The 11601-nt window shown below is 68.2% G+C and carries 12 protein-coding genes and 1 pseudogene; 7 read left to right on the top strand and 6 right to left on the bottom strand.

The annotated features are described in order from the left end of the window. The 3 genes and pseudogenes from RMO97_RS13435 to leuB form a co-directional block, all read left to right on the top strand. Positions 1–125 (top strand): annotated as a pseudogene (locus RMO97_RS13435) (3-isopropylmalate dehydratase small subunit); the annotation flags it as partial. Further along, a complete protein-coding gene (locus RMO97_RS13430) occupies positions 122–424 on the top strand; it encodes a putative quinol monooxygenase (protein WP_310541562.1) in 303 nt (100 codons plus the stop codon). The pseudogene RMO97_RS13435 and the gene RMO97_RS13430, both read left to right, overlap by 4 nt. A gap of 21 nt (positions 425–445) precedes the next feature. Then, positions 446–1498: a 3-isopropylmalate dehydrogenase gene (gene leuB, locus RMO97_RS13425; RefSeq protein ID WP_310541561.1), complete on the top strand. Its 1053-nt coding sequence runs from the start codon at positions 446–448 to the stop codon at positions 1496–1498. 69 nt (positions 1499–1567) lie between these two features. Here leuB and RMO97_RS13420 read toward each other — a convergent pair whose 3' ends face one another. After that, entirely contained in the window at positions 1568–2167 is a 600-nt protein-coding gene (locus RMO97_RS13420) for a DUF6134 family protein (RefSeq protein ID WP_310541560.1), read from the bottom strand. Positions 2168–2204: 37 nt separating this feature from the next. Here RMO97_RS13420 and RMO97_RS13415 point away from each other — a divergent pair, with 37 nt between their 5' ends. Then, on the top strand, positions 2205–2672 hold the full coding sequence (locus RMO97_RS13415; RefSeq protein WP_310541559.1) for an EVE domain-containing protein: 468 nt from the start codon (positions 2205–2207) through the stop codon (positions 2670–2672). Between the two features lie 44 nt (positions 2673–2716). Here RMO97_RS13415 and RMO97_RS13410 read toward each other — a convergent pair whose 3' ends face one another. Further along, on the bottom strand, positions 2717–3121 hold the full coding sequence (locus RMO97_RS13410) for a PaaI family thioesterase (RefSeq protein ID WP_310541558.1): 405 nt from the start codon (positions 3119–3121) through the stop codon (positions 2717–2719). Between the two features lie 95 nt (positions 3122–3216). Here RMO97_RS13410 and RMO97_RS13405 point away from each other — a divergent pair, with 95 nt between their 5' ends. Together RMO97_RS13405 and rarD are read left to right on the top strand one after the other, a co-directional pair. Continuing rightward, entirely contained in the window at positions 3217–4248 is a 1032-nt protein-coding gene (locus RMO97_RS13405; protein ID WP_310541557.1) for an aspartate-semialdehyde dehydrogenase, read from the top strand. Between the two features lie 158 nt (positions 4249–4406). Next, entirely contained in the window at positions 4407–5315 is a 909-nt protein-coding gene (gene rarD, locus RMO97_RS13400) for an EamA family transporter RarD (protein WP_310541556.1), read from the top strand. Between the two features lie 223 nt (positions 5316–5538). On the opposite strand, the gene RMO97_RS13395 is transcribed toward rarD, so the two are convergent. The 4 genes from RMO97_RS13395 to RMO97_RS13380 all read right to left on the bottom strand — a co-directional run bounded on the left by RMO97_RS13395 (position 5539) and on the right by RMO97_RS13380 (position 10561). After that, positions 5539–6663 carry a serine hydrolase domain-containing protein gene (locus RMO97_RS13395; RefSeq protein ID WP_310541563.1) on the bottom strand — a complete coding sequence of 375 codons (1125 nt, stop codon included), beginning with the start codon at positions 6661–6663 and terminating at the stop codon, positions 5539–5541. After that, positions 6660–7505, bottom strand: a complete 846-nt coding sequence (locus RMO97_RS13390) for a bifunctional hydroxymethylpyrimidine kinase/phosphomethylpyrimidine kinase (RefSeq protein ID WP_310541555.1) — start codon at positions 7503–7505, stop codon at positions 6660–6662. The genes RMO97_RS13395 and RMO97_RS13390 overlap by 4 nt, the downstream gene beginning before the upstream one ends. A 123-nt stretch (positions 7506–7628) precedes the next feature. Next, a complete protein-coding gene (ahcY, locus tag RMO97_RS13385; RefSeq protein ID WP_310541554.1) occupies positions 7629–9020 on the bottom strand; it encodes an adenosylhomocysteinase in 1392 nt (463 codons plus the stop codon). Between the two features lie 98 nt (positions 9021–9118). Then, entirely contained in the window at positions 9119–10561 is a 1443-nt protein-coding gene (locus RMO97_RS13380) for a CHAD domain-containing protein (protein WP_310541553.1), read from the bottom strand. Positions 10562–10617: 56 nt separating this feature from the next. Here RMO97_RS13380 and bioB point away from each other — a divergent pair. Then, positions 10618–11601 (top strand): biotin synthase BioB (bioB, locus tag RMO97_RS13375; protein WP_310541552.1); only part of this gene is annotated, 984 nt, incomplete at its 3' end.

The raw sequence follows: 11601 nt of genomic DNA, 5'->3' as shown, positions 1-11601 counted from the left end.
CGCAGCGCAAGGCCAAGATGCTCCAGGGCCTGGACGCCATCGGCGAGACCCTGACCGCCGCCACCGACATCGACGTCTATGAGAGCAAGCGAGCCCTGTCCGAGCCCTGGCTGGAACGGGCGTGACCGTCATCATCGCCGGCACGGTCCGCGTCCCGCCGGAGAACCTGGAAGCCTTCCGCCCGCACATGCTGGCGATGCTGGCCGCCAGCCGCGCCGAGGACGGCTGCCTGGAATACTCCTACGCCCAGGACGTCGCCGATCCCGGCCTGATCCGCGTGTACGAAGCCTGGCGCGACCAGGCCGCCATCGAAGCCCACTTCCAGCAGCCGCACATGGCGACGTGGCGGGCATCCTGGCCAGAGTTCGGTGTTGGCGACCGCAGGCTCTTCGCCTACGAGACCGCTTCCGAGCGCGCGCTTTAGGTTCTCTCCAAGGCTCTTCCCATGACCGACCTCCTCCTCCTGCCGGGCGACGGCATCGGACCCGAAGTGACCGCCCAGGTGCGCCGCGTGGTGGCGGCCCTGGCCCCCGATTTGAAGGTCGAGGAGCGGCTGTTCGGCGGCGCCAGCTATGACGCGCACGGAACCCCGCTGACCGACGAGGCGCTGGCCACGGCGAAAGCCTCCCGCGCCGTGCTGATGGGCGCGGTCGGTGGCCCGCAGTGGGCCGGCGTCCCCCGCGACAAGCGCCCCGAGGCCGGCCTGCTGGCCCTGCGCGCCGGCATGGAGGTGTTCGCCAACCTGCGGCCGGCCCTGTGCTTCCAGCCGCTGGCCGACGCCTCCAGCCTCAAGCGCGAGGTGGTAGAGGGGCTGGACTTCATGATCGTCCGGGAGCTGACCGGCGGCATCTATTTCGGCAGCCCACGCTTCATTGAGGACCTGCCCACCGGCGGCAAGCGCGCCGTCGACACCCAGGTCTACACCACCGCCGAGATCGAGCGCGTGGCCCGCGTGGCCTTCGAACTGGCCCGCGGCCGCCGCAACAAGGTGACCTCGGCCGAGAAGTCCAACGTGATGGATTCAGGCCTGCTTTGGCGACAGGTGGTCACCGAGCTGCACGCCCGCGACTACGCCGATGTCGAGCTGGAGCACATCCTGGCCGACAATGCGGCCATGCAGATCGTCAAGAACCCCAAGCAGTTCGACGTCATGGTCACCGACAATCTGTTCGGCGACATCCTGTCGGACATCTCGGCCCAGCTCACCGGCTCGCTTGGCATGCTGCCTTCGGCCGCCCTTGGAGCGCCTGGCAAACCGGGCCTCTATGAGCCCATCCACGGCTCGGCGCCGGATATCGCCGGTCAGGGCCTGGCCAATCCGCTGGCCGCCATCCTCTCCTTCGAGATGGCCCTGCGCTGGTCGCTGGACCGCACCGATCTCGCCGACGCCCTCTTCGCCGCCGTCAACAAGGCGCTGGAAGACGGCGCTCGCACGCGGGATTTGGGGGGCGCGCTCACCACCGTCCAGATGGGCGACGCGGTGCTGGCCGCGCTCTAGATCACGATGATTTCGTATGTTTAGAGCGGGATTGACGCGAAGACCGGTTCCCGCTTTTCGCATCCCGCTCTAGGCGCGCCGGTACTCGATCCGCGAGCCGTCCTCGAGCTTGCCCTTCAGGGCCGTCCAGACGCCGGCCTCGTCGTACCAGTTGTCGATCTCCGCCTCGCCGCGCACCGCCCAGTGGTTGGCGCCGACCCGCCGGGCGGTGACCTTCAGGATCTTCCCGGCCTGCGGATTGAACAGGGGACCTGACAGGACCTCCGGGTTCCAGTGGGTGAAGGGGCGCAGGCCGGCCGAACCGGTTGTCCGGCCCTTGGCGGTCTCGATGACCACGCCCCCATCCGTACGCCGCGCTGAGACGCGCTCGGCCTTGCCATTGGAGTCGGTGTTGGTCTCCAGGCTCACGAAGCGGCCGCCGGTCCAGCGCTCGACCGCGTGATGGCGATAGCGGAACACGGGGACGGGGCCCAGCTTCACCGCCATGCGGACGTCGGTGGTGACCGTGGGGGAGGCCGGGTCGCCCGCGAAGCTCATCTGATGTTCGCCGATCTGTGTCCCGTTGCGCAGGACCTTGAACACCAGGCGGCGGTTGGCCGGGGTGGCGGACAAGGCCAGACCCGGCAGGGCGGCCAGGCCGGCGGCGAGGAGGAGGCGACGATCGATCATGCCGGAGTTACGCGCGGGAGCCCGCCCCGGATGCGTCTTGCCAAGCGCCGTCCGGGACGGCGATATCGTGGCCTGGTTGCAAGGGAATGCGCAGATGGCCCACTGGCTGATGAAGTCCGAGCCTGAGACGTTCAGCTATGAGGACCTGGTCCGCGACGGCAAGACGGTCTGGGACGGCGTCCGCAACAACCAGGCGGCCCTCTATCTGAAGGCCATGAAGGTGGGCGACGAGGCCTTCTTCTATCACTCCCAGAAGGGGCTGCAGGTGGTGGGGATCGCCAAGGTGGTGCGCGAGGCCTTCCTTGATCCCAGCGACCCGGCCGGGCGCTTCGTGGCCGTGGAGGTCGCTCCCGTCCGCGCGCTGAAACAGCCCGTGACCCTGGCCCAGATGAAGGCTGACCCGAAGCTCGCCGACATGAAGATGTTCAAGCAGTTCCGCCTGTCGGTCTGCCCCGTGGAGCCGGCGGAGTGGAAGGCGATCCTGGCGATGGCCGGCGAGGCCTGACCTTTCGTGGTCCAGGGCCCGGCCCGCGTCAGCACCGGGAAGGGCTAGGAATCGGTCTTCGCCGGAACCGCCACGGTCATCTGGGTCTGGATCACCAGGCCCACCAGCCGGCCGTCCTCGCCGGTGATCCGCGTCTGCCAGACACTGGAGGAGCGGCCGATGTGCAGGGGCGTGGCCTCGCCGGTCACGGTGGTCCCCTCCCGGGCCGCGCCCAGGAAGTTGGTCTTGCTCTCGATTGTGGTGGTGCGTGAGCCGGGGGTGAGGTTCAGGTGGCCCCCGATGGCGCCCAGCGCATCGGCGAAGGCCATGAAGGCGCCGCCGTGCAGGATGTTTCCCGCCGTGCAGAGGTCTGGCCGAACCAGCAGCCGGCCCACCACCTTGTCCTTGGCCCGCTCGACGATCTCCACCCCCATCAGGTTGGCGAAGGGCATTCCGGTTTCCTGGGTCATGGGGTCCTCCTGAGGATCAATCGGGGCGCTCGCCTTGCGATTTCAACGCCAGGAGCGTAACGGAACGCTCCGCTTTGAGATGAGGAGAGACCCCGATGGGCTACCGCGTAGCCGTCGTCGGCGCCACGGGTAATGTGGGCCGCGAAATGTTGAACATCCTTGAGGAGGTTCAATTCCCCATCGACAAGATTCACGCCATCGCCAGCCGCCGCTCCATTGGCGTCGAGGTGTCCTTCGGCGACAAGATCATCAAGTGCCAGGACGTGGAGCAGTTCGACTTCTCCACCGTGGACGTGGTGCTGATGAGCGTGTCGGGCGCCTTCTCCAAGGAGTGGTCGCCGAAGATCGGCGCGGCCGGTCCCATCGTGATCGACAACTCTTCGGCCTTCCGCATGGACCCCGACGTGCCCCTGGTGGTGCCGGAGGTGAACCCCGACGACGTGCTCTGGGCGCACAAGAAGAACATCATCGCCAACCCCAACTGCTCGACCGCCCAGCTGGTGGTGGCGCTGAAGCCGCTGCATGACCGGGCCAAGATCAAGCGGGTGGTGGTCTCGACCTACCAGTCGGTCTCCGGGGCCGGCAAGGAAGGCATGGACGAGCTGTTCGACCAGACCAAGAACGTCTTCGTCCTGGGGGCCACCCCGCCGAAGAAGTTCCCCAAGCAGATCGCCTTCAACGTCATTCCCTTCATCGGCGCCTTCCAGGACGACGGCTACACCGACGAAGAGCAGAAGATGTGGAACGAGACCCACAAGATGATCGACCCGGCCATCAAGCTGACGGTGACCTGCGTCCGGGTCCCGGTCATGGTGGGCCACTCGGAGTCGGTGAACGTTGAGTTCCACGAACACCTGGACGAGGACGAGGCCCGTGACCTACTGCGCGAGAGTCCCGGCCTGATCGTCATCGATAGCCGCAACGACCAGGGCTACATGACGCCCAAGGAAGCCCAGGGCGAGTTCCCGGTCTATGTCAGCCGCATCCGCAACGACCCCACCGTCGAGCACGGTCTGAACCTCTGGGTCGTGGCCGACAACCTGCGCAAGGGCGCGGCCCTCAACGCCGTCCAGATCGCCCAGCTCCTGCACGAGCGTGGCCTGATCAAGACCAAGGCCATCGCCTAAGGCGCATCTACTCCTCTTCCCGCTCAGGGGGAGAGGAGGTGTCGGCGAGATTCCTGGGCCGAAGTCCGCCAGCTGTCGCGCGATTGGGCCTTGTCCGAGCCTCGGCCCGGCCTAGGTAGGGAACCCGCTACAAGCTGACGCCTCGAAAGTCCGCCGCCGTGACCCAGCCCGCCTCGATCGACCGCACGGCGCTGGGCGCGGGGATCCTCTGCTATTTCATCTGGGGGTTCGTGCCCCTGGCCTTCCAGGCCATCGGCCAGCTTGGGGTCGGCCCCTGGGAGACCCTGGCCCACCGCACCATCTGGGGCGCGCCGACGGCCCTGATCTTCGTGCTGCTGGCCAGCCAGTGGGCCCAGGTGGTTGGGGTCTTCCGCCAGCCCAAGGTGCTGGCCTGGCTGGCCCTCTCGGCCGGGCTGATCGCCGTTAACTGGATGATCTTCATCTGGGCGGTCAATTCCGGCCGGGTGCTGGAATCCAGCCTCGGCTACTACATCACCCCGCTGATCAACATGGCCGCCGGAACCCTGCTGTTCCGCGAGCGCATGGACCGCATCGGGGTGGCCGCCATCGTGCTCGCGGTGGTGGGCGTGATCATCCAGGCCGTGGCGCTGGGACACCTTCCCCTCGTGTCCCTGGCGCTCGCCTTCTCCTTCGGCGGCTACGGGGTGGTGCGCAAGCAGGTGGCGGCCGACGCCCAGACCGGCCTGTTCATCGAATGCCTGCTGCTCGCCATCCCCAGTTTCTTCTTCGTGCTCTGGCTGGAAGGGCAGGGCGGCGGTCACTTCCTGCAGTCGCCGGCCACCATCGCCTGGCTGATCGCCTCGGGACCCATCACGGCCGTGCCCCTGGTGCTGTTCGCCTGGGCGGCGCGGCGGATCCCCCTGTCCTTCATGGGCTTCCTGCAGTTCATCGGCCCCACCATCGCCTTCGTGATCGGCGTGACCCAGGGCGAGGCCTTCACCCCCCTGCGGGCGATCTCCTTCGTCTTTATCTGGGGTGGGGCGGCGGTCTTCACCTACGGCGCCTGGCGCCGCAGCCGCGCCCTGCCAAGCCCCGTGGTGGCCTGACCTCACCACCACTCACCCCGGCGACCGCCGGGGGCCAGATGCACGACGGGCGCTCGGAGTTGGCCCGCACGTTCGTGTGGTTCGTGTGGTTCGTGGTTCCAAGTCTTGAAGACCTCGCGGGGTCGAGGCCCATCAGCTTGTCCACGAACCACACGAACATGGGAATTCTCACCCAGGGTCGGAGATGAATCTGGGCCCCGGCCTTCGCCGGGGTGAGCGGATCTTACAAGGATCCGTAGGCCGCCTCGATCAGCGCCTTTGGGCGTTGGTCGCCGATCAGGTCGGTGGACTGGCGGTTCATCACATAGGCGCCGGCCAGACCCGTCTGCGGGTCGGCGAACACACAGGAACCACCCCAGCCGGAGTGGCCGAAGGTCTGCTCCCCGGGCCCCCAGACCTTCACCGGGGCGTTGCGCATGAAGCCCGCCCCCCAGCTCATCTCGAAGGGCAGGACCAGGTCCTGGCCACCGATGCGCTCGCGGGACGCCTCGGCGATCAGGGCCGGCGACAGGATGACCTCGCCGTCCAGCCAGCCGTCATTGGCCAAGGCGCCGAACAGGCGCGCAAGCGCCAAGGCCGTGGCGTGGCCGTTGGCCGAAGGGATCTCCGTGCGCCGCCACTCGGCCTGACCGCGCCCGCCGGCGGAGGACCAGGGGGTGAGGAAGGCCGCCCGCGTGGCCGCGTTGATCTCCCCGAACTTCGCCGCGCCCTTGGGGCGCTGCATGTCGGCGGCGCGGCCGTGCTCGGCGTCCGGCAGGCCGATCCACAGGTCCAGCTCGAAGGGGGTGGCCAGGTCCTGACGCAGGGCGGTTCCCATGGTCCGGCCGTCCACCCGGCGGAAAATCTCCCCGGCGATATAGCCGAAGGTCACCGGGTGATAGCCGCTGGCGGTTCCGGGCGGCCACAGAGGCGCCATGGCCGCCAGCCTGGCGCAGATGGCGTCCCAGTCGAACCACAGGGACGGCTCCATGGGATCTGGGAAGCCCGACAGCCCCGCCTGGTGGCTCATGGCCTGCTCGACGGTGATGGAGGCCTTGCCGGCCGCGGCGAACTCAGGCCAGACGCTGGCGACGGTCTGGCCGTAGTCCAGCTTTCCGGAGTCCACCAGCCGGGCGATCAGCAGGGCGGCGATCGCCTTGGTGCTGGAGAAGATGCTGGTGAGCGTCGTGTCGCTGAAGGGCTGCGTGCGCTGACGGTCGGCGAACCCGGCCCAGAGGTCGACCAGAACCTCGCCCTTGCGGACCAGGGAGAACCGCGCCCCCAGCTCCTCGCCCCTGGCGAAATTGGCCTCGAAGGCTTCCCGGACCGCGTAGAAGGTCGGGGCGCAGGTTCCGAAGATCTCGGTCAGATCAGCCGCTCCATGCGCACTGTCGGCGACGCGGCTTTCAGTCGTTGGGCCATGGCCACGACGGGCAGTTCGGCGGCGTTCCAGATCTGGGCGGCGCTGATGGTCTCGGCCACCCCGCCGACGGCGCGGGCCAGGGCGTAGGAGGTGGTCAGCCCGTCGATCAGGGCCGCGCCGAACAGGGCCGACAGTAGGTCGCCGGTGCCCTTGGGGGCGCTATCGGCGCGGGGGTGGGCGGCCAGCCAGGCCTCCTTCTTGTCGGCATAGATCACCCCGATCTCGCCGCCGCGCTGCACGGAGGACACCATCACCGGACGGCCCAGCAGGCGGGCGGCGTGCAGGGCCTGGGTGGGGTCGCGGGTCTCGGCCCCGGTCATGCGCTGCAGCTCCCAGGCGTTGGGGGCGACGATGTCGGCGCGGGGGACCAGCTCGCCGATCACCGCCTCGGCCACGTCGGCGGCGACGTAGAGGCCCTTGCCGGCGTCGCCGAGGGTGGGATCAACGATGATGATGGGCTTGCGGACGCCGGTCTCGCGCGGGGCGGCCCGCACGGCGTCGATGGCGCGGGCGGCGGCGCGAACCTGGGCGGCGGAGGCGAAATAGCCGGTGAGCACCAGGTCGGTCTGGGCGAACAGGCCATTGGCCTCGATGCCGTCGAGCATGCCTTCGATGGCTTCCACCGGAACCGAGGCCCCGCCGGGGGCGCCCCAGCCGGGGTGGCGGCCATAGAGGACGGTGGGCACCACCATGGTGTCGATGCGGAAGGGCGCCAGGGCCTGGGCCTGGGCGGTCCCGCCGACACGGCTGGCGGCGACATGACTGGAGATGACGAGCGCTAGCGGCATGGCAGGCTTGTTAGCCGAGCCCACAGGGCGGCGCTAGCTCAACACGTAAAACGTCATCCCCGGCGCTTGGGGGGCTCGGCGGACTGGAGAATCGCCGGCGCCGGGGATGACGAAGGGCAGGACCTAGTAGCGGTAGTGATCGGGCTTGAACGGACCGGCCTCGGGCACACCGATATAGTCGGCCTGGTCCTTGGACAGGGTGGTCAGCTTGGCGCCGAGCTTGCCCAGGTGGAGCATGGCCACCTTCTCGTCGAGGTGCTTGGGCAGGGTGTAGACCTTGGTTTCGTACTTGGCGCCGTTGGTCCACAGCTCGAGCTGGGCCAGCGTCTGGTTGGTGAAGGAGGCGCTCATCACGAAGCTGGGGTGGCCCGTCGCGTTGCCCAGGTTCACCAGGCGGCCTTCCGACAGCAGGATGATCTTCTTGCCGTCCGGGAACTCGACGTGGTGGACCTGGTCCTTGATCTTGTCCCACTTGAAGTTCTTCAGGCCGGCGACCTGAATTTCCGAGTCGAAGTGGCCGATGTTGCAGACGATGGCGTTGTTCTTCATCGCCCGCATGTGATCGACGGTCAGGACGTCCTTGTTGCCGGTCGCGGTGACGAAGATGTCGGCCTTGTCGGCGACGTCTTCCATGGTCTGGACCTCGTAGCCCTCCATGGCCGCCTGCAGGGCGCAGATCGGGTCGATCTCGGTGACGATGACGCGGGCGCCGCCGTTGCGCAGCGAGGCGGCCGAGCCCTTGCCCACGTCGCCATAGCCCAGGACCACAGCGACCTTGCCCGAGAGCATGACGTCGGTGCCGCGGCGGATGGCGTCCACCAGGCTTTCACGGCAGCCATAGAGGTTGTCGAACTTGGACTTGGTGACGCTGTCATTGACGTTGATGGCGGGGAACGGCAGCTCGCCGCGTTCCGACATCTGGTACAGGCGGTGGACGCCCGTGGTGGTCTCTTCCGACACGCCCTTGCAGGCGTCGCGGATGCCCGAATAGAAGCCCGGCTTTTCCTTGAGGTAGCGCTTCATCACCGCGAACAGCGCTTCTTCTTCCTCGTTCTGCGGGTTGGAAAGGACGGACGGGTCCTTCTCGGCCTTGGGGCCGAGCACGCAGAGCAGGGTGGCGTCGCCGCCGTCGTCGAGGATCAGGTTCGGGTAGCCGCCGTCATGCCACTCGAAGATGCGGTGGGCGTATTCCCAGTACTCCACCAGGTTCTCGCCCTTGATGGCGAAGACCGGGGTGCCGGCCGCGGCGATGGCGGCGGCGGCGTGGTCCTGGGTGGAGAAGATGTTGCACGAGGCCCAGCGGACTTCGGCGCCGAGGGCTTCCAGGGTCTGGATGAGCACGGCGGTCTGGATGGTCATGTGCAGGGAGCCGGCGATGCGGGCGCCCTTCAGCGGCTGGGCCTTGCCGAACTCGGCGCGCACGGCCATCAGGCCCGGCATTTCGGTTTCGGCGATCTCGATTTCCTTGCGACCGAAGTCGGCGAGGGTGATGTCTTTCACGACATAGTCGGTCATCAGGGCTTCCTGTCGGCGCGAATGCAATTGCGGGCTCTATAGCCGCGCGCGGGCAAGCCTGCAAGAAAACATATAAAGATGTCTTTATATGATGCGGCTTACCGCCAGAAAGGCTTGGCGTCGGCCAGGGCCTTCATCTGCTTGGCCGCCGCCTTCAGGGCCTTGGGCCGCTTGGCGTCGCGCGCCGAGATCAGGTCGCGCGCGCCCTCCGCGTCCTCGGTCGCCAGCCGCGCCACCAGGGTCCTGGCCACGGCGGCGTCATTGAGCTCGCCCAGGGTGTCCTGCAAGGCCTTCAGCTTCCGCAGATGCCGGCGGCCGGGCTCGGCGGTGAACAGGGGGGCGAAGGCCTCGGCGGCGTAGCGCAGCTTCTTGGCGGCGATCCGGGCGGTGTGTCGGCCCGCGTCGTCCAGGGCCCGCAGGTCGTGACCCAGCTTCAGCAGCTTCTTCCAGCGGCGCTCCAGAGCCTTGGCGGCGAAGTCGCGGGCCGAGCGGCGGCCGCGCTCCCCGTCCCGCCAGGCGCCGGTCTCCACCCAGGCGGTGGTCTCCAGCACCAGGTCGCGGAAACGTTTGGAGGCCACCGCAGCGGCCGCCTTGGCGTGGGCCTGGGCGCGCGCGGCGGCGATCTTGGGGGCCAGCGGGGTCCGGTCGCCTGCGATCTCCAGATTGTCCTGCGCGAAGACGTCCAGGTCGCGGGCCTCGTCGCAGGCGCCCGACAGCCATTTCAGCTCGGCCTTGAGGTCAGCCACCTTCGGATCGTCGACCACCGCCTTGAAGGTGCTCAGGGCGCTGCGCAGCCGGCGCACGGCGACCCGGAGCTGGTGCAGGGCGTCTTCGTTCTCCGCCTCGCGCAGCACCACGCCATTGGCGGCGATCTGGACGAGCGCGTTGCGGGCGATAGTCTGGAAGGCCACGCCCGCCGTCCCGCCCCGCCGCAGCGGCGCCTTGTCGTGCCGCCGGGGTTCGCGCTCCGTCCCGCTGCGCAGGGCCTGGCCCTGCGAGGCCTTGCCGTCGAAGGAAAGATAGAGCGGCGCGGTCACCGAGAGCTGACGGGCCAGGGCGAAGAGCGCCGCCGGGTCTCCGGACTTCAACTCAAGCTCCAGCTCGCACAGGCTGCGGCGCCTGCCGTCCGTGGTGATGTCCCCCTGGTCGAGGGCCATCTCGATCTGCGTGTCTTCATAGGTGAAGGTGCGCTGCTGGCGGGTGACACGAACGGTGAAGACGGGCTCCAGGGCCTTGCGCTGCGCGGGCTTCAGGGCCGCCTTCACCGCCGGCATGGACAGGTTCAGGGTGTCGCCGGCGACCTTGGCCTCATGCTCCTCGCGGGCGAAACCGTCGCCACGCTTCAAGGTCTGGATGCGTTTGCCGTTGCTCTCCCGCAGGCGCAACGAGATGTGCGCGGCCTGCAGGTGGCGGTCGGGCGTGTCGAAATAGACGGCGGTGAAGTGCTTGGTTTCGGCCACGCCCACCGGGGCGGCGGCCAGCAGGGCCGTCACATCCTGCGGTTCGCAGAGGAACTTCAACTCGATCTCGTCGGCGCCCATGCGCTAGATGCTCCTGCCGCCCGATTCAGAATGGGCGCCCATACGAGGAGTGCTCCATGAACGCCCCCTTCAACGCCGTCCTTGATGAAACGCAACCGCGGCGCGATTGGTCCCTGGACGAGGTGGAGGCGCTGTTCGAACTGCCGTTCATGGACCTGGTGTTGCGCGCGGCGCAAGTCCATCGCATGTGGTTCGACCCCACCGAGGTCCAGCTCTCCCAGCTGCTGTCGGTGAAGACCGGGGGCTGCCCCGAGAACTGCGGCTATTGCAGCCAGTCCCAGCACTTCAAGACCGCCACCACCGCATCCAAGCTGCTGGACGCCGACACCGTGATCGCCGCGGCCGCCGAGGCCAAGGCCGGCGGGGCGCAGCGGTTCTGCATGGGCGCGGCCTGGCGCGACCTGAAGGATCGCGACGTGCCCAAGGTGGCGCAGATGATCGCCGGCGTGAAGGCGCTGGGCCTGGAGACCTGCGCGACGCTCGGCATGCTGACCCGGGATCAGGCCCAGTCCCTGAAGGACGCCGGCCTCGACTACTACAATCACAATCTCGATACCGGTCCCGACTACTACGACAAGGTGGTCACCACGCGGACCTACCAGGACCGCCTCGACACGCTGGAGGCCGTGCGCTCGGTGGGGATGAGCACCTGCTGCGGCGGCATCGTGGGGATGGGCGAGACCCGCCGCGACCGCGCGGGCCTGCTGCATACGCTCGCCACCCTGCCGGCCCATCCCGACTCGCTGCCCATCAACGACCTGATGCCCATCCCGGGCACGCCGCTGGGAGACTCCACACCCGTGGACGGCATCGAGTTCGTCCGCATGATCGCGGTGGCCCGCATCCTCTGCCCCAAGACTGTGGTGCGGCTGTCGGCCGGCCGCGAACACATGAGCCGGGAGCTGCAGGCCCTCTGCTTCCTGGCCGGGGCCAATTCCATGTTCATCGGCGGCAAGCTGCTGACCACCGCCAACCCGGACAAGGACACCGACGCGGCCCTGATGGCCGATCTCGGCTTGCGCCCCATGACAATGGGCGCC

It is taken from the genome of Phenylobacterium sp., from assembly GCF_031425575.1.
In the GTDB taxonomy this organism is placed as follows: domain Bacteria; phylum Pseudomonadota; class Alphaproteobacteria; order Caulobacterales; family Caulobacteraceae; genus Phenylobacterium.
The sequence above is the reverse complement of the archived record's forward strand: the minus strand, read 5'-3'. Positions and strand labels throughout refer to the sequence as shown.

What these genes read in the sequence shown, in the direction of transcription:
- leuB (WP_310541561.1), top strand. Translation starts at nt 446, where the DNA reads ATGACCGACCTCCTCCTCCTGCCGGGCGACGGCATCGGACCCGAAGTG.
- RMO97_RS13410 (WP_310541558.1), bottom strand. Translation starts at nt 3,121, where the DNA reads ATGACCCAGGAAACCGGAATGCCCTTCGCCAACCTGATGGGGGTGGAG.
- RMO97_RS13405 (WP_310541557.1), top strand. Translation starts at nt 3,217, where the DNA reads ATGGGCTACCGCGTAGCCGTCGTCGGCGCCACGGGTAATGTGGGCCGC.
- RMO97_RS13390 (WP_310541555.1), bottom strand. Translation starts at nt 7,505, where the DNA reads ATGCCGCTAGCGCTCGTCATCTCCAGTCATGTCGCCGCCAGCCGTGTC.
- RMO97_RS13420 (WP_310541560.1), bottom strand. Translation starts at nt 2,167, where the DNA reads ATGATCGATCGTCGCCTCCTCCTCGCCGCCGGCCTGGCCGCCCTGCCG.
- RMO97_RS13380 (WP_310541553.1), bottom strand. Translation starts at nt 10,561, where the DNA reads ATGGGCGCCGACGAGATCGAGTTGAAGTTCCTCTGCGAACCGCAGGAT.
- ahcY (WP_310541554.1), bottom strand. Translation starts at nt 9,020, where the DNA reads ATGACCGACTATGTCGTGAAAGACATCACCCTCGCCGACTTCGGTCGC.